The following is a 25,142-nucleotide window of genomic DNA, read 5'->3' on the forward strand; positions in this document are numbered from 1 at the left end:
CTGACAATGCATGCGTCAGTGCGACGGATAGCAGGCCACGCACCGCCCGGTTCACGTATCCGGATAGCCCGGCGGATTGGTTTCCGAGTGGTCGACGGCTTGCGCCTGCACGCCCCAGCGCGTCAGCGCCGCGCGATACTGGCCGTCGCGGATCAGCCGGTTGGTCGCCGCCGTCAGCGCCGGCGCGAGCCCGCTGTCCTTGCGCGTCGCGATCGCAACGTCGGCCGTGACGGGCCAGCCCGCGTTGACCGTGCCGACACGCTGGGTCTGCCCTTGCGTCGCGGCCTCGTAGGCCTGCTGCGCATCCGGATTGAAGATCGCGTCCACCCGTCCCGACAGCAACGCGAGCCGCCCCGACGCGGGGTCGTCGTCGTAGTACTGCAGCGTGGCCGCCTTCAGGCCTTGCGCCACGTTGCGCCGGTTCCATTCGAGCAGGATGTGCTCCTGAATCGTCCCGGAGCCGGTGACGATCCGTAACCCCGCGATATCGCGCGGCTCGCGGATCGCCCTGATGGGGCTGTCGTTGCGTACATAGAAGCCGTGCAGGCCGAGCCGGTAGGTGGTGAAGTCGAACTTCTTCTTGCGCCCCTCGGTCACGCCCACGTTCGAAATCACTGCATCGTAGCGGCCCGAGGTCAGACCGAGCGGCCAGTCGGCCCACGCGACCGGCACCAGTTGAAGCCGCAGGCCGAGCGCATCCGCGAGGAGTTGGGCATAGTCGGGATCGGCGCCCACCACGCTGTGCGCATCGGTCGCATAAGTGGCGATGGGCGGCGCGGCCGGTGCGACGGCCACGGTGAACACGCCGGGCGTGACGAAACGGTAGCTTGCGGCGGCGCGTAGCGCGTCGGGATCTTTCGGGGCACGCACGCGGCCTTTCTGCTCCGCGCTGAAGTCGAAAGACTGCGCGGCGGCTTGCGCGATCCCGCCATGCCACGCGAGCGGCATGGCGGCCAGTGCGGCCAGCTCGAGCAGGAACGTACGGCGTTGCGGGTGCGATGGATTCCGATTCAGCGTGTCGGGTTGTCGTTGTCGTCGTCGCATACGGTCACAGCACCTTCGATAAAAACTCGCGCGTGCGCGGATGAGCCGGGTCGCCCAGCACGTTCGCGGGTGGGCCGGATTCGACGATACGTCCGCCGTCCATGAACACGATCGTGTCGGCTACTTCGCGCGCAAAGCCGATTTCGTGCGTGACGATAATCAGCGTCGTGCCGGAACGCGCGAGCTGGCGGATCACGTCGAGCACCTCGTTGACGAGTTCGGGATCGAGCGCCGAAGTCGGTTCGTCGAACAGCAGCACCTTCGGTTTGAGCGCCAGCGCGCGGGCAATCGCCACGCGTTGCTGCTGACCGCCGGACAACTGGCGCGGCCACGCGTCGGCCTTATCGGCCAGTCCCACGCGCGCGAGCAGCACGCGCGCTTCGGCCTCGGCCTGCGCACGCGGCACGCCCGCCGCCAGCGGCGCTTCGATCAGGTTGCCGAGCACGTTCAGATGCGGGAACAGATTGAAGCTCTGGAACACCATCCCGACGTCGGCGCGCCGACGTCGCAGAATGTCTTTTTCCTTGAGTTCGTAGAGCGTGCGGCCATCGCGCCGATAGCCGACCAGCTCACCGTCGATATCGATAAAGCCATCGTCGACGCGTTCGAGATGGTTGATCGTGCGCAGCAGCGTCGACTTGCCCGAGCCCGATTGTCCGAGGATCACCGTGACGCTTCCCGAGGCGAACGACAGCGAAATATCGTCGAGCACCTTCAGCGGGCCGAAGCTCTTCGACAGGTTGTGAATCCCGACCCGCCCGCCGACTCGCCGCTGCGCCCAGCCGGCCGCTTCCGCTTGCGCCGCGCCGGACGTGCCGGTCGCGCCTGCCGTGCCTGTGAGGTTTGCCGCCCGCGCGCCGCGCGCCGCGAGCCAACGCCCGAACAGCGCGCTCAACGGCGACACCGCGACCTGTTCGCGCGTCGCGCCACGCGCGAAGTACCGCTCGATATGCACCTGAATCGCCGATAGCACGGTCAGGATGATCAGATACCAGACGGTGGCGACCATCAGCAGTGGAATCACCTCCAGATTGCGGTGATAGATGATCTGCACCGTGTAGAACAGATCCGGCATCGCGAGGATATAAACCACCGACGTGCCTTTCGCGAGGCCGATCACGTCGTTGAACGCGGTCGGCAGGATCGCGCGCATGGCCTGCGGCAGCACGATGCGCCGCACCTGGCGGCCGCCCGGCAAGCCGAGCGCGGCGGCCGCTTCACGCTGGCCCTGATCGACCGACAGCAGCCCGCCGCGAATCGCTTCGGCCGCGAACGCCGCGTGATTCAGCGTGAGCCCGAGCACGGCCGCGAGGAACGGGCTGATCAGATCGGTGGTCGACTCGTTCAGCAGCGCGATATGCGTGAACGGCACGCCGATCCAGATCGTCTCGTACAGATAGCCGAGATTGTTCAGCAGAAGCAGCAGCACGATCAGCGGAATCGAGCGGAATAGCCAGATGAACGCCCACGCGCAAGCGGCGAGCAACGGCGAACCCGACACCCGCGCGAGCGCCAGTGGCGTGGCCAGTGCGAAGCCGAACAGCGCACCGAGCGCCGTCAGCACCAGTGTGCGACCGAGGCCCGAGAGCACCGGTTCCGCGAAAAACCATGTCGAGAAAACGCCCCAGCCCCAACGCGGATTGCCTAGCACCGAGTTCAGGACGAGCCCGATCAGCACGATGGCCAGCACCGTGCCGGCCATCCGCGCGTGATGCCGCATGGGCACGATCCGGTAGTGCGCGTACTCGTGCCGGTCGGCGGTGTCCGGCACGTGGCCCGCGTGAGCGGAGCCGGCAAACGGCGTGGTGGTGTCGCTCATGATGCTGCCCTCCTGCGTTGCAAACCGTCGTGGCTCATGCCGTTTCTGCCGCCGCGTAGCGGCTTTCGCGGCGCGGCAGTCCCAGGTGATCGCGCAGCGTCGCGCCGGCCAATGTGCGGCTATAACGGCCGCGTGCCTCCAGCGCCGGAATCACGTAACGCACGAAATCGTCGAGCCCTTCGGCCTGCGCGGGGAAGCCGAGAATGAAACCGTCGGCCGCGCCGGCGTCGAACCAGCGGATCAGCTCGTCGGCGATCTGTTCGCCGGTGCCGATGAATTGCGACTTCGGCGTCGCCACTTCGAGGGCGACCTCACGCAGCGTCGAGCCTTTGCGCTTCGCTTCGCTTTTGATGCGGTCGGTCGTCGAACGGAAGCTGTTCGTACCGAGTTCGCCCAGTTCGGGGAACGGCGCGTCGAGCTCGTATTGGGTGAAGTCGTGGTGTTCGAAGAAGCGGCCCAGGTAGGCGAGCGCGTCGTCCACGGTCAGCAGATCGCGGATCGCGCGGTACTTCGCCTCGGCTTCGTCCTGCGTCGCGCCGACGATCGGACCGATGCCCGGGAAGATCTTCACATCGTCCGGCGCGCGGCCATGCTCGACCGCGCTGTGCCGCACCTGTTGCGCGAAGCCCCGGGTTTCCTCCAGCGACGGCGAATGCGTAAACACCGCGTCCGCATATTTACCGGCCAGCGCGATCCCCGAATCCGACGAACCCGCCTGGAAAATCACCGGCTGCCCTTGGGGCGAGCGCTGAATGTTCAACGGTCCGGCGACCTGGAAAAAACGCCCTTTGTGGTCGAGCGTGTGCAGTTTGTCCGGGTCGAAGAACCGGCCGCTGTCGCGTTCGCGCACGAATGCGTCGTCGTCCCAGCTATCCCACAGTCCTTGCACCACCTCCAGATATTCGTCGGCGATCTCGTAGCGCAGTTCGTGATCCGGATGCTCGCCGCCGTAGTTCTTCGCCGACCCTTCGAGCGGCGACGTCACGACGTTCCATCCGGCCCGCCCGCCGCTGATCAGATCGAGCGACGCGAATTGCCGCGCCACCGTGAACGGATGGCTGTACGACGTCGATAGCGTGCCGGCCAGACCGATCTTCGACGTCGCGGTCGCGAGCGCCGACAGAACCGAGATCGGCTCGAAGCGGTTCAGAAAATGCGGGATCGATTTCTCGTTGATATAGAGGCCGTCGGCCACGAACGCGAACGCCACGCCGTTGGCTTCGGCCTTCTGCGCGATACCGGTGATGAAGTCGAGGTTGACGCTGGCGTCCGCGGGACCGGCGGGATGCTTCCACGAATTCATGTGGCCGCCTGCGCCGTGCAGCATGATGCCGAAAGTGAGGTTTCGCTGGGTCATGATGGGGTCCGTCAAAGGGGAATGGGAAAAAGGCGAATGCGCTCAGACGCTGGCGGGCTGCCGCGTGCCAGCGAGCGCTTCGACCGACGCAAGCCTTAGCGCGTAATCCGCAACCGGCGTGTCGATCACGAATTCCTCGATACCGAAGCGTTCGTGCAAGGCGTCGAGTTCGCCGCGTACCTGGTCCGGCGTGCCGGTGATCACATGAGGCCGCAGTTCGTCGAGCCTGAAGTCGGTCACGCCGGTCTGCCGGGCGAATTCCGCCGCCGCTTCCGGGCTCGGCAGATTCACCGTCTGGCCGCCGGCAAGGCGCACCTTGAACACCCGCAACGCGCCGACGTGACGCTGTGCCTCGGCCTTCGACTCCGCCGCGAACGCATACACCGCGAGCAGCGGCGTGCGGCCCGTCACGCTGCGATAGGCGTCGAACGAACGCTCGATGTTGGCCTCGTCGCCATTGAAATGACCGGCGTAGCAGTACTGCCAGTCGTGCTGCGCGGCGAGCGCCGCGCTCTCGGGACTGCCGCCCAGCAGCACGCGTTGCGGCGGTTCGGGCGGCGTGGGCAGTGCCACCGCGCCGGCCAGCGGATGATCCTCGGCCACGCCCCATTTCAGGAACGCGTCGAGTTCGGCGAGCTGGTGCGCGAAGTCGGGTTTCTTCGCCTTGTCGTGAAACCATTGCAACGCGCGCGTGGTCAGCGGCAGTCCACCCGGCGCCTTGCCGACCCCGAGATCGACGCGCCCCGGCGCCAGCGAAGCGAGTACGCGAAACGACTCCGCCACCTTGAACGGGCTGTAGTGCTGAAGCATCACGCCGCCCGAGCCGACCCGAATGCGCGACGTATGCGCGAGCAGATGCGAGACGACGATTTCCGGCGCGGAACTCGCCAGGCCGGGCGCGCCGTGATGCTCGGCGATCCAGTAGCGCTTATAGCCCAACGCCTCCGCGCGCTGCGCGAGACGCACGGTGAACTTCAGCGCGTCGTGAGCCGTTTTACCCTCGGCGACGGGACTCTTGTCGAGAATCGAAAGTGAATAGGACACAGTGAGCCCTCCTGGTGTACCGCCAGGTACATGGGGATAAGTTAGGGAAGTAAGCCGAGCGAAACGCCGAACGCAGCGAACGAAACCGTTGATCCATTATCGTCATCCGCGCTCGATTCCGTTCGAGCAAATTTTGCTTTGCATATGAGCAAATCGTCAGAACAGGTAGCGGGCGCGCGCGTAATAAAAACCGCCGGTCACGCCGGTCGTCGACGCGAAAGAATCGTATTGCGCGCCTTCGAGTTGCGCGGCATAAGGCAGCTTGCTCGGATAAACGTCGAACAGATTGTTCGCCCCCACCGCGATCTGGAATTTCTTCGTCACGTCGTAGCGGACTTCGACGTCGGTGATATAGCGGGCCGCGTTCTCGAAATGAAGAAACTGCGTCGTCGAAAATGCGTTCGGCCCGACAATGTAGGTCTCCTCGCTCGACGTCGAGCCAAAGCGCGTCTCGTGCAGGCTCACGCCCCACCTGTCGAGATGCCACGTGCCGCCGACGATAATCTTGTTCTTCGGCGTCGACGTGCTCAGCCACGCGATCTGTTGCGCGTTGAGTTCCGGGGCGCCATTCGCGCCCGTGGCGATATGCGTGACCGACGTCGTGTTGATGTTCACGCCGAGATCCCAGTCCACCTGGCCGAACGCGCCGAAGCCCGTGTGATACGTGCCGCTCAGATCGAGCCCGCGCGTGCGTGTGTTCGCGCCGTTGGTGAAGTAGCTCGCCGAGACCGCCGAGGCCGGAATCGAACTCGGCACCGACAAGCCCGCGGCCTGCATCGCGGCGATCGCGGCCGCGCCCGACGCGGTGCCACCTTCGACGATGCGGTTGCGGATATCGATCTGGTACGCGTCGAGCGTCAGGTGCAGGCCCTTGACCGGCGTCAGCACGAAGCCGAGGTTGTAGTTGGTCGATTTCTCCGACTTCAGCGGCGCCGCACCGATCAGTCTCGCCGCTCCCGAGTTGGCCGCCAGCAGTCCCTCGACCGAGGCCGGCGATTCGTTGATGTTGCTGTAGTACTGCTCGGCCAGCGACGGCGCGCGGAAGCCGGTGCTGACACTGCCGCGCACGGCGAATGCCGGCGTGAAGTCGTAGCGCGTCGAGAACTTGCCGTTGGTGGTGTTGCCCACGTCGCTGTAGTGCTCGAAGCGTCCCGCCAGATCGACGGTCCATTGCGGCGTCAGATGGGTCGACAGATCGATATACGTGCCGACCACATTGCGCGAGTTGTCGCTCGCGCTGACGGGCGCGAGACCCGGCAAAGCCTGCGAACCGCCGTCGAGGTACGAAGCAGGATCGCCCGCCCCCACCGTATAGGTCTCGCGGCGCTGTTCGACGCCCCACGACATGTTCACCGGCGCCGACAGCACGGGCAACTGGAAGGCACGCGAGAAATCGAGGTTGTTCGTCAACTGCGTGTTGCTGACGGTCGCCAGGTGAAAACTCGTCGGCGTATAGCCCTGGCTTGCGAACAACCCCGTGTTCGCCGAGTTCGTCATGCCGATCACATCGTGGTCGCCGCCGTAGGTCGAACTCAGGTCCCACGACCAGCCGAACAGATTCTGGCCTTTGATGCCGGTAGTCACCGAGAAGTCGTTCTCGTTGACGGTCTCCGCCGGCACGAAACCGTTCGGATAGATCTGCGGCAGCACCGAAGGCGGACGGTAGTTCTGGTACGCCTGCGCGTTACGGTGCGCATAGGTGCCGAAACCATACAACTCGACGTCGTCGCCGAGGTAGTAGCCGGCGTTGTAGCCGACCGCTTCGCGCGTGCTGGCCGGGTCGCCTTCGATCGGATTGTAGTAGCCGTGGCCGGGCTTGAAAGAGCCGAAGTAATCGTCCGGCCCGGTGCGTACCGTGTGGTTCTGACGGTTGTAATCCGCGCTCAGATCCAGAAAACCCTTGCCGCCCAGATCCAGTCCGACCGTGGCCGTTTCGCCATTCCTGAAGCCGTCGCCCGCATAGGCCTGGCCGTTGGTGGTCTGCAACTCGCCACCGTGCGAATTTTTCTTCAGGATGATGTTGATGACGCCGGCGATCGCATCCGAGCCGTACTGCGCCGCCGCGCCGTCGCGCAGCACTTCGATGTGATCGATCAGCCCCACCGGAATCATGTCGATATCGACGCCGGTCGAGCCCTGGTTCAGGCCGCCGTCGAGCGCGATGTTCGCGGTGGTATGGCGGCGCTTGCCGTTCACCAGCACGAGCACGTGATCGGGGCTCAGGCCGTGCAGCGTCAGTGCGTCGGTGAGCAACGCGGCGTCGCCCGCGTAGGTTTCGTGCGAGATCGAAGGCGACAGCTGCACCAGCGCATCGCGCAGATTGTTCTGGCCGGTGGAGCGCAATTGCGCGCCGCTGATCACGTCCACCGGGGTCAGGCTCTGGCTGGCCTTCGTATCGGTGCGTGTGCCGGTCACGACCACGGTGTCCTGCTGGACGGTGTTCACCGGGGCGGCTTGCCGGGCCGCCGCAGCAGCAGCCGGTGATGTCGACGTGGACGTGGACGGCGTGCTGTCCGGCTGAGCGGCGGCGGCCGCATCGCTCACGTCGCCCGGCGCCGCCGCGCCTTGCGCCCATGCCGTGCCGTTGAATGCGATCGCCAGCACGGCCATCGACAGCATGGTCCTGCGAACCCCTATGACGGGCTGAGCCGCCCGATTCCTGATATGTGTCCCGCGCATCGACTGTTCCGTTTTGTATGGACGAAGGGCGCCGGCACACGGGCTGATCGCAGCCGTGCGCAAGGCAGTAACGTGGTGATGAAAGCGATGGAAAGCGGATCGTCGTCGGCAGCGATCGCCGCCCCAACCGTCCCGCTATCGGTCAGACGGCGGGTCTAGCTTTTGGGCAAGCCGGGCGGATTGGTCACGGCCTTATCCACCGCTTCGGAACCGAGGTTCCAGCGGTCGAGTACCTGGGTGTATTTGCCGCTGTGGATCAGATCGTTGAGCAGCAGCGTGAGCGGCGCGGCGAGTCCGCCACCCTTGCGCGTGGTGATCGCCAGATCCGCCGTGATCGGCCAACCGCCGCTGATCGCGCCGACTGCGCGCAAGTCCCCTTTCTGTGCCGCCTCGTACGCCAGCGCCGAATTCACACTGAGGATCAGATCGGCGCGCCCCGACTGCAAGGCGACGAAACTCACGGCGGGATCGCCGTAGTACTGGATCTGCACCGGCTTGAGCCCATGCGCGACGTTTTCCTTGTCCCATTCCAGCAGGATCTTTTCCTGGTTCGTTCCCGAATCGGTGATGATGCGCAGCCCGGCGATATCCTTCGGTTCGCGGATCGCCTTGATCGGGCTGGCCTTGTGCACGTAGAAACCCAGCACGTCGCGCCGATAGCTCGAAAAATCGAATTTCTCCTTGCGCGCTTCGGTCACGGTCACGTTCGACAGCACCGCGTCGACCTTGCCCGATTGCACCGCGAGCGGCCAGTCTTCCCACGCGAGGACCACGATTTTCAGCTTGCGGCCGAGGCCGTCGGCGACCAGTTGCGCGAGGTCCGGGTCGACGCCCACCACCGTCTTTTCATCGGTCGCGTAGGTGCTGAGCGGCGGCCACGCCACGGTCATGCCGATCACCAGTTCGTCCTTGCCGACGAACGGAAACGCGGCGGGCACGGCCTGAATGGCCGCGGCGTCGGGCGTCGTGCGAACCCGGTCGTGCCGGTCCGGGCTCAGATCGAGGGCCCCCGGGGTGGCCGCCGACGCGGCGAACGCCACACCCAACGCCCAGAGCGCGAACGCCGAGCGGATTGCCTTGCTGTGCTTCATGGCTGGTTCTGCCTTGTTGAAATGAACGAATGGATCGATGCGCTGAGGCGCGTTACGGCCGTTGCCCGAGCGGCTCGGCGCGGCGCAGATCGCTGAGCGACTCGATGCGGCCCGGCTCCAGCAAGTCCTTGCCGAACGGCAGGCGGAAATGAATTTCCGGCGCGATCGAACGATCGAACAGCGCTTCGTAGCCGGTGCTCGCGTAGAGCCCGGCCGCTTCCGGCTGCTTGAAACCTGTGGTCAGATAAACCCGCCGATAGCCCTGGCGTAATGCACGTACTTCGAGTTCCTGGACGACGCGGCGAGCGAGTCCCTGGCGGCGTTCGCTCTGGTGGGTCCAGATCCGCTTGAGTTCCGCGGTGGCCGCGTCGTAGCGTTTGAACGCACCGCCGCCGACCGTCTGCCCGTCGCGCTGGATCACGACAAAAGCCCCCTCCGGCGGCGCGAACAGTTCGGCCGGATAACGCAGCATCTCTTCGCTCACCGAGGCGGCGCTGTCCTTGCGGAACTCGCGATAACGCGTGATGTATTCGATTTGCAGCGCGGCCAGCAACGGTTGCGCGATGGGATCGAGCGGAGTGGTATCGATAATCTCGTAGGTCATGATGAATACGGGGATGGCGCTGGCGCGGGTCGATTGTCCGTTGAATCTTTGGCCTGTCCGACTTCGCATGCTGTCGAACTGAAAACAAGATAACAGGCCGGCAATGCGGAATGAACCAAACATTTAACGAATGGTTATTCCGTGAATAACGGATATTTAATTCGCGCGGCATAGCCGTTTGGCTTTACCGGCTTTAAAGCCGACGCTATAACGCGATTTTTAGAATATCGGCAACGGACTTATTTCAACGCGCTTTCATTTAATTTTACTGGCGTCGTTATTCGCGCTATAGCTGCGCGATCAAGCCATCAATACACGATTGGGCGTCGTGAGTCGCGCGTTCGGTTGCGGGTTATTGCACCAATGAAACGCGCGATCTTCCAGGCTAACGTCGGGAAACGAATGTCGTCCCGGCTTCAAACCGGTTCGGCGAGATGGAATAGACAATCGCCGCGCTCCACCGCGGCGGGCACGCGCTTGCAGACCACCTGGCCGGTTCCCGCGAAAAACGCGGTGACGGGTTCGCGCAGCGGCGTGTCGGGGAAATGGATGCGTGCCGCGGGCTGACCCGCCACGACCTGATCGCCGAGTTCGACGAGTGGCTCGTAGACGCCGCGATCGTAGGCGTACACGTAATGGCGCGAACCGGCCACCGAATAGAAGCGCGTTTGCGCCGGCGGCCCGGCCGGCACGAGCGGCCCGCTCAGCAAGCCGATAAAGCCGAGCAGATTCAGCAGCCCCTGCCGTGCGTCGCGCAACAGGTTCGTCTGCACGGTGCCGCCGCCGCCCAGTTCGGTGAGGATCGACACGGCCCCCTGTCGACGCGCCGCGCTCGCCGCATGCACCGGGTTCGGCCGATGCAGGAAGGCCCGTGGCAACCCGAATGCCGCGAGCAAGGCTTTGAGCCGCGCTTCTTCTTCGGAATCGCGCGGCTCGATGGCGAGCATATTGGCGCCGTCGTAGAGCAGCGAACTGCCGCCCGAATGCAGGTCGATCAGATACTGCGCGCGCGCGAGCAGCGTGTTCTCGATGTAGTCGGCGATCAACGCGGTCGGGCCACCTGCCGGATCGCCCGGAAAACTGCGGTTCAGGTTGCCGCCGTCGAGCGGCGACGTTCTCAGGCCTGCCGCCGCGGCGGGGAAATTCGCCATTGGCAGGAAGATCAGTTGACCGCGCACCCAGTGCGGCTCGATTTCGCGGATCAGGCTGGAAACGAGCACCTGTCCTTCGTATTCGTCGCCGTGGTTGCCGCCCATCAGCAGCACGACCGGGCCTTCGCCGTTGCGCACGGAGGCGATCGGAATCGGAATCCAGCCGTACGCGGAACGATGCACGGAGTGCGGCAGGCGCAGATAGCCGACGTGACGTCCGTCGGCATCCAGATCGATTTCGTTATGCAGCGAGCTCATCGGGTGTCCTTCAGCGAGGGGGCCTTCAGCGGGTGTCCCCGGCAGCGTGCCATATCTCTTCCGCGCGCGCTCAGTTCATATACTGTTCGTTGCCGATCAGCCCGATCTTTGTCGCGCCTTCGCGCTGTGCGGCGGCGAGCACGGCAGCCACATCGCGGTAAGGCGCCAGCCGGTTCGGCAGCAGATGAATCTCCGCCTGGGCCGGTTGCGCTGCCACCTCGGCCATGTGTTTTTCCAGCTCGGCGTTGCCCGCGAGCAGCGTGCCGTTCCAGCGGATCGTCCCGTCGAAATCGATGTCGACCTGCACCGCCGGCGGCGCCGCGGACGGCGGCGGGTTGCCGACCGGCAGGTTCATTTTCACCGCATGCATCTGGATCGGAATCGTGATGATCAGCATGATCAGCAACACCAGCATCACGTCGATCAGCGGCGTGGTGTTGATGTCGACCATCACTTCCGGCTCGCCGCTGCTGCCCGATTTCAGGTTCATTCCCACTGTCGACTCTCCGGCAAAACTACCCGCCGCGTGCGGGCGGCTGGGTGATAAAAGAGACCTTCGAAATCCCGGCCCGCTCGCAAGCCGTGACCACCCGCCCGATGAATTCGTAGCGCGTGGCCTGATCCCCGCGCACGCGTACCTCCGGCTGCGGCAGCTTCACCGACGCCGCCTCGAGGCGCGCGAGCAGCGTCGGCGCGTCGACCTGCTTCTCGTTCCAGAACAGATCGCCGTCTTTGTTGACCGCGATCTCGACGCTGTCCGGTTTGGTCTGCAACGGGCTCACCGTCTGCGTCGGCAACTGCACCGGCACCGTGTGCGTGACCACCGGAATCGTGATCAGAAAAATGATCAGCAGCACCAGCATCACGTCGACGAGCGGCGTGGTGTTGATCGCGGCGATGATTTCGTCGTCGCCGTCCTGTCCAACTTTCATGCCCATGGTAGTGCGCTCCGCGTGGGTTCGGCCGGGTTAGAGCCCGGCGTTAGCCGAGGACGGCCTGCGCCACGACGGGCGGGTTCACCTGCGCGACGGCCGCGCGCACATGGCGCTTCTGGCCCGGCAGCAGCACCGTGTGCAACTGCGCGCCGAACGCGCGCACACGCTCCATCACCGACTTGTTGCGCCGAACCAGGAAGTTGTAGCCGAGCACGGCAGGCACCGCGACCGCGAGACCGATCGCCGTCATGATCAGCGCCTCGCCGACCGGACCCGCCACCTTGTCGATCGACGCCTGCCCGGCGATGCCGATTGCGGTCAACGCGTGATAGATGCCCCACACCGTGCCGAACAGGCCGACGAACGGCGCGGTCGAACCGACCGTGCCGAGAAACGCGAGGCCGTCCTGCAAGCGGTTCGACACGTTGGTGATCGCGCGCTCGATCGACACGTCGATCCAGGTGTTGCGGTCCACCGCCTCGAGCAGGGCTTCGTCGTGATGCGCACCGGCGTCGATGCCGACCTGCGCGATGAAGCGGAACGGCGAGGCCGGATCGAGTTGCGCCACCCCCTGCGCGAGTGACGGTGCGCTCCACAACTGGTCGTCGGCGCTTTTTGCGCGGCGATTCGCTCGCACCTGCTCGAAAAACTTGGTGATCATGATGTACCAGCTGCCCATCGACATGATGACCAGCAGGATCAGCACGAACCGCGCGACGAAGTCGCCGTTCGCCCACAGCGCGCCGAGACCGTAGGGATTCGTCACTTCGGCGACGCTCGCCTGAGCCCACACGGTTTGCGGGACGACCAGAACGCCGGCAGCCGCGGCCGGAATCAGCAGGCTGGCCGCCACGGCGGCAAAAGAACGCTTATTCATGGATGCTCCAGATGAGGCGGTCATCGAAATCGGATGGGTTGAGAGCGACAGGACGGCATACCGTGGGCGACGCTCAGTTCAGGTTGAACGAGAACGGCACCTGCACGCGGACCGACTGCCCCTGCGAAATGCAGTTGAATTTCTTCACCGCGACGAAGGCCGCCCGGTCGAGAATCGGATCGGCGGACTGCTCGACCTTCTCGTCGGTTACGTGCCCCTGCGGATCGACCACGAACGAGATCGTCACGTCGCCGGTGATGTTGTTGTCCTGCGCTTCCTGCGGATACGCGATCGAACGGCGAATCTCGTCCGAGTTGGGACACACCACGCCGACCGTATGGCTAACCGGTTTGACCGGTGCCGGCGCAGGCGGCGCGACCGGCGCGGGCGGTGCCGCGACCGGCGTCGGCTCAGGCACGGCCTGATGCGTGATGGTTGGCGCGGGCGGAGTCGGCGCGACCACCACTTCGGGCGGCGGCACGAACGGCGGCGGTGGTGGCGTGACTTTGGGCGGCGCCAGTTTCACCGTCGGCACCGGTGGCGGGGGCGGCGGCTTCACCGGCATGATGATGCGGGTTTCGATCGGCTTCTGGACGATCTGAACGACCTTGTTCGCGAGGCCGTTCATCAGCGCCCAGATGAAAAATAGATGCAGCAGCAGAACCACGGCGAGGCCGGCGTAGCGCCGCAGCGGATGCTGCGCATGTCGTCCGTATTGGGGTGGACGCGCGAGCGGCGGCGTCGATGGGGAAATCAGCTCGGCTGACATACAACACTCCGTTAGCGATAGCCCGAACTACTTGCAATCGCACGGGTGCAGCCGGCGCGACGCATCGGAAAGTGGCCTACGTTACCGAGATCCTGTATTTCAGTGAACGAAGAATTCGATATTTGAATTCCCGCCACGGCCTGGCAAAGAATGGCGAGAAACTGCCTTGGCATGTCGGTGAATGCCAAGGCCCTAAGCGGTGATTGAAGGTTGGGTTAGACGACGCCGCACGCGCCACGCCATGCCGCTTTGGCACGGATAAAGACGTCAATGCATCTTGGTCGCCGGCTCGCGCATGCGGGCGCGCTCCGTGTTCCACGATTGCGCAGATCGATAGCAGAAATAGTTGGTTTGATCCCGCCGGCACGCTCACTAGACTGCGACTCATCTTGTCATAACAAGTCGAACCATGTCGAACCCGGCCGCCCAGCTTGTTTCCCCTTCGCCTCTGCCGCTCTACGCACAGATCAAGGAGACGCTACGCACCGGCATCCTTGACGGCAGCTACGCGCCGCATAGCCAGATGCCCTCCGAACACGAACTCTGCGCGATGTTCGGCGTGAGCCGCATCACCGTGCGCCAGGCGCTCGGCGATCTGCAGAAAGAAGGCCTGCTGTTCAAGCTGCACGGCAAAGGCACCTTCGTCTCCAAACCCCGGGCATTTCAGAACGTCAGTTCGCTGCAAGGCTTCGCCGAGGCGATGGCGTCGATGGGCCATGAGATCGTCAACCAGTTGCGCAGCTTTCGTGTCGTGGCGGCCAATCGCCAGGTCGCCGCGCGGCTGAAGCTCGACGAAGGCGCGCCGGTGGTCGAGATTCATCGCGTGCGTTTGCTCGATCGGGAGCCGGTGTCGCTCGAATTGACGTGGCTGCCTGAAGCGCTCGGCAAGCGTCTCGCGAATGCGGACCTGGTCACGCGCGACATCTTCCTGATCCTCGAAAACGACTGCGGCGTGCCGCTCGGTCACGCCGACATCGCGATCGACGCCATGCTCGCCGACGACGAAATCGCCGGCGCGTTACGTGTCGAGGCCGGCGGCCCGTTGTTGCGCATCGACCGTCTGACCCACGATGCCGACGGCGCGCCGATCGACTACGAACACCTCTATTTTCGCGGCGACGCGTTCCAGTACCGGCTGCGGGTCGACCGCGACAGGACGGCCGGCGCCAGCCAGCCAGACAGACAAACGCACCGTTAAACGCGCTGGCAAACGCAACGCAACAAGGACAGCACCATGACTACCCATGTACTCGAATACGACATCGTGATCGTCGGCGGCGGCACGGCGGGCCCGATGGCCGCCGTCAAGGCGAAGGAAGCGAATCCCAACCTCAAGGTGCTGCTACTGGAAAAGGCCCACGTCAAACGCAGCGGCGCGATTTCGATGGGCATGGACGGCCTGAACAACGCGGTGATTCCCGGTCACGCAACGCCCGAGCAATACACCCGCGAGATCACCATCGCCAATGACGGTATCGTCGATCAGGAAGCGGTCTACGCCTACGCGAAACACAGCTTCAAGACGATCGAGGAACTGGATCGCTGGGGCGTGAAGTTCGAGAAGGACGGCACCGGCGACTATGCGGTGAAGAAAGTGCATCACATGGGATCGTACGTGCTGCCCATGCCCGAAGGCCATGACATCAAGAAAGTGTTGTACCGGCAATTGAAGCGCGCGCGGGTGGCGATCACCAACCGTATCGTCGCCACGCGTCTGCTCAAGGACGCGCGGGGCAACGTGTGCGGCGTGCTCGGTTTCGACTGCCGCAGCGCGGATTTCTACGTGGTGCGCGCCAAGGCGGTGATCCTGTCGTGCGGCGCGGCCGGCCGTCTCGGCCTGCCCGCCTCCGGCTATCTGATGGGCACCTATGAAAACCCCACCAATGCCGGCGACGGCTATGCGATGGCCTATCACGCGGGCGCCGCGCTCGCGAACCTCGAATGCTTCCAGATCAACCCGCTCATCAAGGACTACAACGGCCCCGCGTGTGCGTACGTGACCGGCCCGCTGGGTGGGTTCACGGCGAACGGCAAGGGCGAACGCTTCATCGAATGCGATTACTGGAGCGGACAGATGATGTGGGAGTTTTACCAGGAACTGCAAAGCGGCAATGGGCCGGTGTTCCTGAAACTCGACCACCTCGCCGAGGAAACCATTCAGACCATCGAGCAGATCCTGCACACGAACGAGCGCCCGAGCCGCGGACGTTTTCATGCGGGACGCGGCACCGATTACCGGCAACAGATGGTCGAGATGCATATCTCGGAGATCGGTTTCTGCAGCGGCCACAGCGCCTCCGGCGTGTACGTGAACGCGCGCGCCGAGACGACCGTGCCGGGTCTTTACGCCGCCGGCGACATGGCCGCCGTGCCGCACAACTACATGCTTGGGGCCTTCACGTACGGCTGGTTCGCGGGACAGAACGCGGCGGCCTATGTGGCGGGCCGCGAGCATGCCGCGCTCGATCAGGAACAGATCGACGCCGAACGCGCACGTATTTACGCGCCGCTCGACCGTGACAACGGTCTCGCGCCTTCGCAGGTGGAATACAAGCTGCGCCGCATGGTCAACGATTATCTGCAACCGCCCAAGGTCACGCGCAAGATGGAAATCGGCCTGCAGCGCTTTGCGGAAATCGCCGACGACATCGCCCAGATCAAGGCCAACAATCCGCACGAGTTGATGCGCGCCGCCGAAGTCCGCGCGATTCGCGATTGCGCCGAAATGGCGGCACGCGCGTCGCTGTTTCGCACCGAGAGCCGCTGGGGGCTGTACCACCATCGGGTCGACTATCCGCGGCGCAACGACGCCGACTGGTTCTGCCACACCCATCTGCGCAAGGACGACGCGGGCCGCATGGTCAGCGAGAAACGCGCGGTCGAGCCGTATGTGGTGGCGCTCGCCGAGACCGACGTCGACTCGTATCGCAAGCTGCGCATTCCTGAAACGGAGAGCCGCCCGCTCGCCGATGCCGCTGTCTGAACGAAAGAACGCTAAAACGAATGAAAGGAAGGCCCGCGATGTCCTATACGCCCCATGAGATTTTCCAGCGCAGCAGCGCACCCGTCACGATCGATGAAAACAGATGCATCGCGGACAAGGGCTGCACGGTCTGCGTCGACGTCTGCCCGCTCGACCTGCTCGCGATCGACGTGAGCAAAGGCAAGGCCTACATGCAATTCGACGAGTGCTGGTACTGCATGCCGTGCGAGCAGGATTGCCCGACCGGCGCGGTCAAGGTCGAGATTCCTTATCTGCTTCGCTAGGCGCGACCGTTCATGACCGATTCCACCGTACTGACTCACGATCCCGACACCCTGGCGCCCGAAGCCACCGCCCTGCTGCCGCGTCTCGCCGATGCCGATCCGGTCGTGCGCCGGATCGCGCTGCTCGAACTGGCCGATCTCGAAGAACCGGAGACGCTGCCGCTAATCGCGCAGGCGTTGGCGCATGACGCGTCGGCCGAAGTCAGACTCGAAGCGGCGCGCGTACTGAGCTCGTGGGAAGAAGCGTGGATTGTCGACGTGCTCTGCCACGCCTTGCTCGACGCCGACCACGACGTGCGCATGGCCGCCGCGCAGAGTCTGTCCGCCTTGAAGGACGACGCATGCGGCGCTGTGCTGCACCGCTGGACGGATCACGCCGAACCGTTCGTGCAGGCCGCCGTGTTGCGCGGCTTACGCGAACTGCGTTACGCCGATGCATTGGAACCCGCGTTGCGAGCGCTCGAACATACGGACGATAGCGTACGCATTGAAGCCGTCGTACTGCTCGGCTGGTTGAAGGACGCACGCGCCCTGGCCCCGCTCGCCGACACCGTAACCCGCGACGTCAACGCGGAGATCCGTCGCGCGGCGGTCGGCGCGCTGGGCTTCGCGCCGGTCGCGCACCCGGCGACGCTGAGCGCGCTGCTGCAGGCGCTGCGCGATCCGATCTGGCAGGTCCGCGAGGAAACCGCGACGACGCTCGGCAAACTACACGCGAACTCCGCGCATGACGCGCTGATCGCCGCCCTTGCCGACGACTACTGGCAAGTCCGTCTGCGCGCCGTGCGTGCGCTGGGCCAAATGGGCGAACGCGCCGCCGCGTTGCCGATCGCCGCGTTGCTGTCGAATCCGATCAGCAATCTGCGCAAGGAAGCCGCGCTCGCGCTGGGCGAATTGCGCGAACCCGCGACGCTGCCCGCACTGCGCGACGCGCTGAACGACGCGGACCCCGACGTACGCAAAGCGGTGCGAATCGCGCTTCAGCAGTTCGAGGACGCCCGCTGATGAAGGTACCGGATCACGTCGAACTGAATGCCGACGCCTTGATTTTGCATTGGCCCGGCGCGCTCGCGCAGCGGATCGCTCACCGCACGTTGCGCGGCGCGTGTCCGTGCGCGGGATGTCGTCGTCTGCGTATCGCGGTCGGCAAAACCGGCGCAACCGCGTACGCGCAAGACGTGGTCGTCACCGAAATCCAGCCGATGGGTTACGGCGTGCAACTGGTCTTTAGCGACGGACACGATCGCGGCGTCTTTCCGTGGCCGTATCTTCAGGCCCTGCCGGAAATCGAAAGCACCGCCGTGCTCACAGCCTGACACTGTCGGTCGCGACCAGCGCCAGCGAAAGCGTGCCCACGAGCACAAGGCTCACCGCCCAGACCGTATCCAGATTGAACCAGCTCCGCGACACGAATTTCAGGCCGAGGTAGCGGTAAACCAGCCACGCCAGCAGACCGCCCGCCGCCATCATGGCGGCGGCATGCACGGCGGAAACCAGCAAGGCCATCTGGAGATTGGCATCGATCAGCGTTTGCGCGGCCCGATGCGCGTGGTCCATCCCGTATGAGCGGCACAATCCGAGATAAACCGGCACGAGCATCAAGCCGGCGCCGTGCGCGATGGCTACAGCGAACGACCAGAGCGCCAGCCGCGACGGCGGAATCCTTGCCAGCAGGCGCGGATGACGTTTCTGGACCAGCAGCCACACGCCGAAGCCGATCACGAGCACGCTCGCCCCAGCCTGGATCTCACGCTGCCATGCAAGCAGGACCGCCAGCATCGCGAACGGCATCATCACCGCGAGCATGGCCAGCACGTGTCCCGCCGCGAGATAAAGCAGCGCGCCGGCGAGCGCCCGCGCGCGTCGTTGCATCAGACCGCTCGATACCGCGAGCGGCCAGCCCATGGCCGGGTTGAGCCCGTGATAAAGGCCGCTCGCGAGAACCGCCAGCCACAGGCCGGTCTGCGACCAACCTGCGCCGATCAACTGCCCACCGAGGGATAACAGAACGAATCGGTAGAACAGTCACCGCCTTCCAGACGGATCTGATGCGACCGGTAGCCGTCGGGAAACCTGACCCAGAAGTCCTTGTCCAGCGTGAGGCCACCGCCCGGCTCCACATGCGCCATGACTTTTGCCGCGGGGACGCCCTCCGGATAGAACTGGTCGTCCCACGTCGAATACAGCGAGTTGGTCCAGTAGACGCGCTTGCCGTCGCGGCTGATCTCGATCATCTGCGGGCCGCCGCCGAACGTCTCGCCGTTCGCATGCGGCGTGCGCCGCACGATGCCGCCGATATGCACCGAGCCGGTCAGCTTCGGCCTGCGCGGTTCGGTCACGTCGTACTGGCGCAACTCGCCGGTCCCCCAACACGCCACGTAGAGATATTTGTCGTCGATGGAAAGATCGATGTCGGTGACGAGCGGCGGCACCGCGCCGAAGCCTTGCAGCAGCGGCGGCAGCAATTCCGCGGCGGCGGGTTCGGCCGGAATGGTCGCGGTCTTTTCAATGTGGAACTGGCCGCCTTCACGCCACCAGGTCCAGATCGAACCTTCCAGATTGGTCGTGTCGACCACCACGCCGAGGAACCCGTATTCGCGGCTGGGATCGTGCGCGGGCCGCACTTCGAGCGCCATCTGATGATTCGCGCCGAGGTCGAGCGTCTGCACGTTGCGGCGGGCGCGCAAATCCCAGAAGTGGACCCGGTGACCGTATTGATTGGAGAGCAGATCTTCGGGAACGATCCCATTCTCGAACTGCGGCGGTAACGCCCACTCGCTCGACACCATGTAGTCGCGCGGCAGATTCCACCAGAAGTCGTAATGCTTCTCCTGCATGCCACGGTCGATTTCCCAGCGGCCGAGCACTTCGAAGGTTTCGCAATCCATGATGAAAATACCGGGCGGCCCGTCGGTGCCGTCTTTGCCCGCACCGCCCAGCGTGCTGATGTAAATCCCTTCGGGTCCGCAATGCACCGTATGCGGCCGCGAGTAACCCGTCTTGCGGAAGATTTCGTCGGGTTCGATGATCTTGTGAATGCGCGCCTGCGTGGGATGCGGCTTGGTATCCACAATGTAGATGCGTGAAGAACGCAGCCCCGGAATGATCAGATAACGCCGTTCGAGAAACGCATGCCCGGTGAGCGGCGACAACGACGACGAGCACGCATTCCAGCCGAAGTGATGAAATTCGTCGCCGGTATTCGGCATGGTGACCGTATGCACCACCTGGCTATAGGTGGGCGAGCCGGGCTTTACGTCGATCACGGCGAGCGCGTCGGGTTGCGAGAAGTCGGGGCTCAGCAGCAGCGTGTACGCGTAATCTTCCGGCGGCGCCTCCATCGCGAGTTTCGGCGATGCGTGGAACGTGGGATCGGGGCGCATACCCATGACGGGAGTCTCCTTGTCTGTCTGATTCGGAAGGTTGGATGCCGGATGATCTTGACGGTGCGCGCCGCGCCATGCGCACGCGCTCCGGTTTAGATTTGTAGTTCACGGCGGCGGCGAGAGCAACCGGAAGTTTTGCCGGTTCCGGCAAGGACTGTGACGATACGTGCCACGCCACGTATCGGACACTAGCAAAACGGATAGGTCACGCCAAGGCGTGCTACGCCGTCACCATCCACGACTGATTCGCGACGAGCCGCGCATACGCACCGCGTGCGGCCAGCAGTTCGTCGTGACTGCCGGCTTCGATCACGCGGCCCGCGTCCATCACGAGAATCGTGTCGGCGTTCTGAATCGTCGACAGACGGTGCGCGATGATGATCGACGTCCGTTGCGACATCAATTCCTCCAACGCAGCGCGAATCTGCTGTTCGCTGATCGTGTCGAGATGCGAGGTGGCTTCGTCCATGATGAGGATCGGCGCATCTTTGAGAAACGCGCGCGCAATCGCCACCCGCTGACGTTGCCCGCCGGACAACTGCACGCCGCGCTCGCCCACCCGCGTGGCCAGGCCCTCCGGCAGACTGTCGACGAAATCGCTCAGCGCGGCGCGTTGCAACGCCCGGCGCACGTCGGCATCGGAAACGTCGCGGCCGGCGAGACGGATGTTGGCCTCCAGCGTGTCGTTGAACAGATACGTGTCTTGCGCAACCAGCGCGATGTGGCGGCGCAAGCCGTCCGGGTGCAGGTCACGCAGATCGACACCGCCCAACGTGATACGCCCTTGCTGCGGATCCCAGAACCGCAGTAACAGATTCGCCACCGTCGATTTGCCCGCGCCCGATGCGCCGACCAGCGCCACCGTGCTACCGGGACGCACCGCGAAGCTCACCTCGTCCAGCGCCGCTATGCCACGGCCCGGATACGCGAAGCTCACCGTATCGAAATGCACCGACGGGTTCGCCGGCACCGGCTGATCGCCGTCCACGATCGGTTCGGGTTCCGACTCCACGACATGCAGACGGCGCGTCGACGCAATCGTATCGGCCAACTGGCGCGCCACCTGACCGATCTCCGCCACCGGCATGAACGCCGCCACGGAAACCAGCACCAGCAGCGGCAGCCATTCATGCGCGAACCAGCCATGCGCGGCCAGCACTGCGCCGAGCAACGCCACGGCGAGACCGCCCAGGCCGGTCGCCACTTCCAACGCGGCGCTCTGGCGTGACAGATCGTCCTGCAAGGCCGAACGCTGCGCCTGGTAGCTAGCGAGATCGTCGAGGAAAACCGTGCGGCGACGTCCCGTGGCCTGGAATGCGATCAGTTCGGCGAGCCCCTGGATCGTCTCCGTAAGATGCGCGCCGATCTGTCCCAACGCGGCGCGCGCGCGACCGCCCAGACGGTCGATCTTGCCGCGCGCGAGGATCGGCGTTAAGCCGGCCGACGCGAGAAACGGCAGCAGCACCAGTGCGAGCGGCCAGGCCGTCCACGCGAGCAGCGCCAGCACCGCAGCGGGCACCAGCAGCGCGACGAAGGCCGGCGCGACCGTGTGCGCGTAGAAATACTCGACGGTCTCCACGTCCTGCGTGGCCAGCGCCACCAGATCGCCGGAGCGGCGGCGCAACAGATACGCCGGTGCGAGCCGTTCGAGCTTCGCGAACAACGCGATCCGCATCTCGGACAGCAGACGGTAGGCCATGGCGTGCGCCATCCACGATTCCAGCCAGTGCAGCGTCGCCGCGACCGGCGCGCTGATCAGCAACGCGATGGTCAGCGTCTCGACCGGCCGGCCCGACGCGATGCCCGCCACCACCAGCGCGCCCAACGCACCGACGCCGATAAACGCCAGCACCCGGCCGATGCCGCACAGCACCGTGAGCGTCAGTTGAGTGCGCCACGGCCGCACGAAGCGCAGCAAACTGCGTAGCGTGTCGACCCAGCCGATCTCGGCGGCGTCGGCGGCGAGCGCGCGTTCCTCGGGCCCTGTCGCGCGCGACGCGGCCCGCGCCGGCGCAGTGAGCGTGGCACGCTCGACGGGCGCGGCGACCTGCGGCCCCATCAACTGCCGATAGACGCCTGGCCGCTCGATCAACTCCGCATGTTTGCCGCTTTCGACCACGCGCCCCTGGTCCAGCACCAGAATCCGGTCGGCGCCGATCACGCTCGACAGACGGTGCGCCAGAATCAGGGTCGTGCGACCGCGCATCAGCCGGTCCAGCGCCTGCTGGATCACCGCTTCGTTCTCGGCGTCCACGGCCGACAGCGCTTCGTCGAGCACGAGGATCGGCGCGTCGCGCAACAGCGCGCGGGCAATCGCGATCCGCTGGCGCTGGCCGCCGGACAACGTCGCCCCGCGTTCGCCGATGCGGGTAGCGTAACCGTCGGGTAGCGCCTGGATGAAATCGTGGATATTGGCGGCTTGCGCGGCCGCGATCACGTCGGCTTCGGCGGCGTCATGTCGCCCGAGCCGCAGATTGTCCGCAATGGTGCCGTCGAACAGCGTGGTGTCCTGCGCGACGATCGCGATCATGCCGCGAATCTGATCGGGATCGAGCGTGCGGATATCTTGCCCGCCGATCCGGATCGTGCCGGCCTGCGCATCGTGCTGACGCAACAGCAAGCGCAGAATCGTCGACTTGCCCGCACCGCTCGGCCCGACGATGCCGACGGTTTCGCCCGCGGCGATCTCGAAGCTCAGACCGGTATGCGCGACCGCGCGGCGTCCTGGATAGCTGAAGCCGACCTGCTCGAACGTGATGCGCGGACTGAGGTCCGGCACCTGCGCGGCGCCCGTTACGGGCGCGTCGCCGCGCGCCTCCAGCAGCGTATGAATCGCGGACGCCGCCGATTGCCCGATCATTCCCTGATGCAGCACATTGCGCAGATCGCGCAACGGACGGAACACCTCCGTGCCCGCCATCAAAACGATCAGCAAGGCTTCCAGGCTCATCTCGCCATGGCTGACCCGCCATGCGCCGACGGCGATCGCCGCGGCCGCGCCGAGCCCGGTGCCAAGATCGGTGAAGAAACGCGTCAGCAGGCCGAGCGCGAGCACCCAGAAGGTGCTGCTGGAAAGCGCCCGCGCCCGCTCCGCGAGTTTCCGCGCGAACGCGCCGCTCTGGCCGAACGCCTTCAGCGTGGGCAAGCCCTGCACCGCGTCGAGGAACTCCTCGCCGAACGCCTTGAACGCGCCCGCCCGCGCGATGGCCGCCTGCTTGTCGGCGTTGTGGACCAGCATCGGCAACGCGAGCGTGGCCAACGCCGCCACCAGCAGCACGGCGGCGGTCGGCACGTCCCACCAGGCCAGCACCGCGAATATCATCAGCGGCGCGCAGGCGGCGATGATCAACTGCGGCACGTAGGCGCCGAAGAAGGTCTGCAACTGCTCGACACCGTCGATCACCGCCAGCATCACGCCGCCGGTCCGCTCCGCACCGAACCATGCCGGCCCGAGTTCGACGATCCGGTCGAACAGCCGTGCCCGCAGCACCGACTGCACGCGCCCCGCCGTGCGCTGCGCGACCACCACCCGACGATGGTCGAGCGCGGCGCGCAACAGCACGCAAACCGCGACGCCCGCTGCCGCCAGCGCGACCTGACGTACCGGCGCGCCCTGGAACGCGAGCGCCAGCATCCTGCCAAGAAACACGAAGCGCAACACGCCGAACCCCATCGCGATCAGACCGAGCCCGACTGCCGCCGCCACGCGTAGTCTCAGCCCGGCCAGCATGGCCCATAACCTGCTGTCGAAATACATGCCTGCCCCCTCCTGATTGCTTGTCGTCTTGGATGGATGCGACGTTACAGGGGCGCGCGAAGCGAGGCAAAAGATGGTTTTTCAACGGGTATTGAGTATCCTACAATACCCGGCATGACCCTCAAGTCTCCTCCGTCTCCCAAGTCGCATATCCCGCCGCTGGCCTCGCTGCGTGCTTTCGAGGCGACCGTGCGGCTCGGCGGCTTCGCCCGCGCCGCGACCGAACTGAGTGTGTCGACCAGCGCGGTCAGCCATCAGATCCGCGGCCTCGAAGACCTGCTTGGCGCCCGTCTGCTCGAGCGCAGCACCGGCCTCGGCGGCATTGGTCTCACCGAGGCGGGCGCCAGCCTGCTGCCCGCCGTGAGCCACGCGTTGTCGCTACTGGAGGAAGCCTGCTCGCAGGTCAAGGGCGTGCCGAAGAAGCTGACGGTCGCCGCCAACGGCTCGTTTTCGTCGATGTGGCTCGCACGCCGTCTCGCCGAGTTTTCGGCCCGCTATCCGCAGACGCCGTTGAGCGCGATCACGCTCGACGGCGAGCCGGACTTCGCCCGCCACGACGTCGATCTCGCCGTCGTGCATATTCACGTCGACAAGGTGCGCGCCGACGATCTCGTGCTGTTTCGCGAGGAGGTCTTCCCGGTGTGCGCGCCGGAACTGCATCCGTTCGCGTCGACTGCGGTGTGCCGCTGCCGTCTGCTGCAGGAAACCCATGAAAACGCCCCCGAATTCGAATGGCGCAACTGGAAGGCGCAGTTCGGCTTGCCCGGCGATTTCGACACCAAGATCGTTCGCTATAGCGGCTTCAGCCAGGTGCTCGGCGCGGCGATCGGCGGCGCCGGAATCGCGCTCGGACGCTTGCCGCTGATCGAAGCGGATCTGCGCAGCGGCCGTCTCGTGCGGCTTTTTCCCGACCTGTCGCGGACCGCGTCGTGGTGCTTCGTGCTGCGCACGGCACCGGAGCGCAGGCATAAGCTGCTCGAACCGCTGATCGAGTTTCTGCGTCTGGAGGCCGCGTTGCCTGGGGCGCCGGCGCGTTCGGCGGCGGTGGTGGCGGGCGTGTAAATGCTCGAGCGCGCGATTCGCCGGGACAGGTCGCGACCCGGC

At 65.2% G+C, this 25,142-nt stretch carries 21 protein-coding genes; 6 read left to right on the forward strand and 15 right to left on the reverse strand.

Annotated elements, in window-relative coordinates; all coding sequences use genetic code 11:
- Nucleotides 1–51 precede the first annotated feature (51 nt).
- The 12 genes from B0G83_RS25985 to B0G83_RS26040 form a co-directional block, all read right to left on the reverse strand.
- Nucleotides 52–1,044 carry an ABC transporter substrate-binding protein gene (locus B0G83_RS25985; RefSeq protein ID WP_374954941.1) on the reverse strand — a complete coding sequence of 331 codons (993 nt, stop codon included), beginning with the start codon at nucleotides 1,042–1,044 and terminating at the stop codon, nucleotides 52–54.
- A 4-nt stretch (nucleotides 1,045–1,048) separates the two neighbouring features.
- The gene (locus B0G83_RS39485) at nucleotides 1,049–2,863 is read right to left on the reverse strand and encodes an amino acid ABC transporter permease/ATP-binding protein (RefSeq protein ID WP_105510259.1); all 1,815 of its coding nucleotides are present in this window, start codon (nucleotides 2,861–2,863) and stop codon (nucleotides 1,049–1,051) included.
- A 34-nt stretch (nucleotides 2,864–2,897) separates the two neighbouring features.
- A complete protein-coding gene (locus B0G83_RS25995) occupies nucleotides 2,898–4,220 on the reverse strand; it encodes an LLM class flavin-dependent oxidoreductase (protein WP_105510260.1) in 1,323 nt (440 codons plus the stop codon).
- Between the two features lie 42 nt (nucleotides 4,221–4,262).
- A complete protein-coding gene (locus tag B0G83_RS26000; RefSeq protein WP_105510261.1) occupies nucleotides 4,263–5,264 on the reverse strand; it encodes an LLM class flavin-dependent oxidoreductase in 1,002 nt (333 codons plus the stop codon).
- 156 nt (nucleotides 5,265–5,420) lie between these two features.
- Nucleotides 5,421–7,943 carry a TonB-dependent siderophore receptor gene (locus B0G83_RS26005; protein WP_105510421.1) on the reverse strand — a complete coding sequence of 841 codons (2,523 nt, stop codon included), beginning with the start codon at nucleotides 7,941–7,943 and terminating at the stop codon, nucleotides 5,421–5,423.
- A 155-nt stretch (nucleotides 7,944–8,098) separates the two neighbouring features.
- Nucleotides 8,099–9,034 (reverse strand): ABC transporter substrate-binding protein, encoded by a 936-nt coding sequence (locus B0G83_RS26010; protein WP_105510262.1) that lies wholly within the window; start codon nucleotides 9,032–9,034, stop codon nucleotides 8,099–8,101.
- A 52-nt stretch (nucleotides 9,035–9,086) separates the two neighbouring features.
- The gene (locus B0G83_RS26015) at nucleotides 9,087–9,638 is read right to left on the reverse strand and encodes a GNAT family N-acetyltransferase (RefSeq protein WP_105510263.1); all 552 of its coding nucleotides are present in this window, start codon (nucleotides 9,636–9,638) and stop codon (nucleotides 9,087–9,089) included.
- Between the two features lie 416 nt (nucleotides 9,639–10,054).
- The gene (locus B0G83_RS26020) at nucleotides 10,055–11,047 is read right to left on the reverse strand and encodes a succinylglutamate desuccinylase/aspartoacylase family protein (protein WP_105510264.1); all 993 of its coding nucleotides are present in this window, start codon (nucleotides 11,045–11,047) and stop codon (nucleotides 10,055–10,057) included.
- A 70-nt stretch (nucleotides 11,048–11,117) separates the two neighbouring features.
- Nucleotides 11,118–11,543: a biopolymer transporter ExbD gene (locus B0G83_RS26025; RefSeq protein ID WP_105510265.1), complete on the reverse strand. Its 426-nt coding sequence runs from the start codon at nucleotides 11,541–11,543 to the stop codon at nucleotides 11,118–11,120.
- Between the two features lie 19 nt (nucleotides 11,544–11,562).
- On the reverse strand, nucleotides 11,563–11,985 hold the full coding sequence (locus tag B0G83_RS26030) for a biopolymer transporter ExbD (RefSeq protein ID WP_105510266.1): 423 nt from the start codon (nucleotides 11,983–11,985) through the stop codon (nucleotides 11,563–11,565).
- 43 nt (nucleotides 11,986–12,028) lie between these two features.
- Nucleotides 12,029–12,859, reverse strand: a complete 831-nt coding sequence (locus tag B0G83_RS26035; protein ID WP_105510267.1) for a MotA/TolQ/ExbB proton channel family protein — start codon at nucleotides 12,857–12,859, stop codon at nucleotides 12,029–12,031.
- Nucleotides 12,860–12,932: 73 nt separating this feature from the next.
- Nucleotides 12,933–13,628, reverse strand: coding sequence for an energy transducer TonB (locus B0G83_RS26040; protein WP_105510268.1), 696 nt, complete (start codon nucleotides 13,626–13,628; stop codon nucleotides 12,933–12,935).
- A 409-nt stretch (nucleotides 13,629–14,037) separates the two neighbouring features.
- Here B0G83_RS26040 and B0G83_RS26045 point away from each other — a divergent pair, with 409 nt between their 5' ends.
- The 5 genes from B0G83_RS26045 to B0G83_RS26065 are packed head-to-tail and all read left to right on the forward strand — an operon-like array spanning nucleotide 14,038 to nucleotide 18,211.
- On the forward strand, nucleotides 14,038–14,826 hold the full coding sequence (locus B0G83_RS26045) for a GntR family transcriptional regulator (RefSeq protein WP_105510269.1): 789 nt from the start codon (nucleotides 14,038–14,040) through the stop codon (nucleotides 14,824–14,826).
- Nucleotides 14,827–14,862: 36 nt separating this feature from the next.
- Nucleotides 14,863–16,611 (forward strand): fumarate reductase/succinate dehydrogenase flavoprotein subunit, encoded by a 1,749-nt coding sequence (locus B0G83_RS26050; RefSeq protein ID WP_105510270.1) that lies wholly within the window; start codon nucleotides 14,863–14,865, stop codon nucleotides 16,609–16,611.
- A gap of 38 nt (nucleotides 16,612–16,649) precedes the next feature.
- The gene (locus tag B0G83_RS26055; protein WP_105510271.1) at nucleotides 16,650–16,895 is read left to right on the forward strand and encodes a ferredoxin family protein; all 246 of its coding nucleotides are present in this window, start codon (nucleotides 16,650–16,652) and stop codon (nucleotides 16,893–16,895) included.
- Nucleotides 16,896–16,907: 12 nt separating this feature from the next.
- Entirely contained in the window at nucleotides 16,908–17,900 is a 993-nt protein-coding gene (locus tag B0G83_RS26060) for a HEAT repeat domain-containing protein (protein ID WP_105510272.1), read from the forward strand.
- Nucleotides 17,900–18,211 (forward strand): DUF971 domain-containing protein, encoded by a 312-nt coding sequence (locus B0G83_RS26065; RefSeq protein WP_105510273.1) that lies wholly within the window; start codon nucleotides 17,900–17,902, stop codon nucleotides 18,209–18,211. The genes B0G83_RS26060 and B0G83_RS26065 overlap by 1 nt, the downstream gene beginning before the upstream one ends.
- Here B0G83_RS26065 and B0G83_RS26070 read toward each other — a convergent pair.
- From B0G83_RS26070 to B0G83_RS26080, 3 genes are all read right to left on the reverse strand, one after another.
- The gene (locus tag B0G83_RS26070) at nucleotides 18,201–18,881 is read right to left on the reverse strand and encodes a hypothetical protein (RefSeq protein ID WP_105510274.1); all 681 of its coding nucleotides are present in this window, start codon (nucleotides 18,879–18,881) and stop codon (nucleotides 18,201–18,203) included. The two genes, B0G83_RS26065 and B0G83_RS26070, sit on opposite strands and share 11 nt — an antisense overlap.
- Entirely contained in the window at nucleotides 18,878–20,284 is a 1,407-nt protein-coding gene (locus tag B0G83_RS26075) for a selenium-binding protein SBP56-related protein (RefSeq protein WP_105510275.1), read from the reverse strand. Before B0G83_RS26075 ends, B0G83_RS26070 begins: the two co-directional genes overlap by 4 nt.
- A gap of 217 nt (nucleotides 20,285–20,501) precedes the next feature.
- On the reverse strand, nucleotides 20,502–24,038 hold the full coding sequence (locus tag B0G83_RS26080; RefSeq protein ID WP_105510276.1) for an ABC transporter ATP-binding protein: 3,537 nt from the start codon (nucleotides 24,036–24,038) through the stop codon (nucleotides 20,502–20,504).
- A 114-nt stretch (nucleotides 24,039–24,152) separates the two neighbouring features.
- Here B0G83_RS26080 and B0G83_RS26085 point away from each other — a divergent pair, with 114 nt between their 5' ends.
- Nucleotides 24,153–25,100, forward strand: coding sequence for a LysR substrate-binding domain-containing protein (locus B0G83_RS26085; protein WP_105510277.1), 948 nt, complete (start codon nucleotides 24,153–24,155; stop codon nucleotides 25,098–25,100).
- The last annotated feature ends 42 nt before the right edge of the window (nucleotides 25,101–25,142 follow it).

This window comes from Paraburkholderia sp. BL21I4N1 (assembly GCF_002973525.1).
Lineage (GTDB): Bacteria > Pseudomonadota > Gammaproteobacteria > Burkholderiales > Burkholderiaceae > Paraburkholderia.

Coding starts and splice junctions, on each gene's coding strand:
- B0G83_RS26075 (WP_105510275.1), bottom strand. CDS start 20,284: ATGGGTATGCGCCCCGATCCCACGTTCCACGCATCGCCGAAACTCGCG.
- B0G83_RS39485 (WP_105510259.1), bottom strand. CDS start 2,863: ATGAGCGACACCACCACGCCGTTTGCCGGCTCCGCTCACGCGGGCCAC.
- B0G83_RS26060 (WP_105510272.1), top strand. CDS start 16,908: ATGACCGATTCCACCGTACTGACTCACGATCCCGACACCCTGGCGCCC.
- B0G83_RS26040 (WP_105510268.1), bottom strand. CDS start 13,628: ATGTCAGCCGAGCTGATTTCCCCATCGACGCCGCCGCTCGCGCGTCCA.
- B0G83_RS26020 (WP_105510264.1), bottom strand. CDS start 11,047: ATGAGCTCGCTGCATAACGAAATCGATCTGGATGCCGACGGACGTCAC.
- B0G83_RS26005 (WP_105510421.1), bottom strand. CDS start 7,943: ATGCGCGGGACACATATCAGGAATCGGGCGGCTCAGCCCGTCATAGGG.
- B0G83_RS26010 (WP_105510262.1), bottom strand. CDS start 9,034: ATGAAGCACAGCAAGGCAATCCGCTCGGCGTTCGCGCTCTGGGCGTTG.
- B0G83_RS25995 (WP_105510260.1), bottom strand. CDS start 4,220: ATGACCCAGCGAAACCTCACTTTCGGCATCATGCTGCACGGCGCAGGC.
- B0G83_RS26030 (WP_105510266.1), bottom strand. CDS start 11,985: ATGGGCATGAAAGTTGGACAGGACGGCGACGACGAAATCATCGCCGCG.
- B0G83_RS26045 (WP_105510269.1), top strand. CDS start 14,038: ATGTCGAACCCGGCCGCCCAGCTTGTTTCCCCTTCGCCTCTGCCGCTC.
- B0G83_RS26015 (WP_105510263.1), bottom strand. CDS start 9,638: ATGACCTACGAGATTATCGATACCACTCCGCTCGATCCCATCGCGCAA.
- B0G83_RS25985 (WP_374954941.1), bottom strand. CDS start 1,044: ATGCGACGACGACAACGACAACCCGACACGCTGAATCGGAATCCATCG.
- B0G83_RS26080 (WP_105510276.1), bottom strand. CDS start 24,038: ATGTATTTCGACAGCAGGTTATGGGCCATGCTGGCCGGGCTGAGACTA.
- B0G83_RS26065 (WP_105510273.1), top strand. CDS start 17,900: ATGAAGGTACCGGATCACGTCGAACTGAATGCCGACGCCTTGATTTTG.
- B0G83_RS26050 (WP_105510270.1), top strand. CDS start 14,863: ATGACTACCCATGTACTCGAATACGACATCGTGATCGTCGGCGGCGGC.
- B0G83_RS26055 (WP_105510271.1), top strand. CDS start 16,650: ATGTCCTATACGCCCCATGAGATTTTCCAGCGCAGCAGCGCACCCGTC.
- B0G83_RS26035 (WP_105510267.1), bottom strand. CDS start 12,859: ATGAATAAGCGTTCTTTTGCCGCCGTGGCGGCCAGCCTGCTGATTCCG.
- B0G83_RS26085 (WP_105510277.1), top strand. CDS start 24,153: ATGACCCTCAAGTCTCCTCCGTCTCCCAAGTCGCATATCCCGCCGCTG.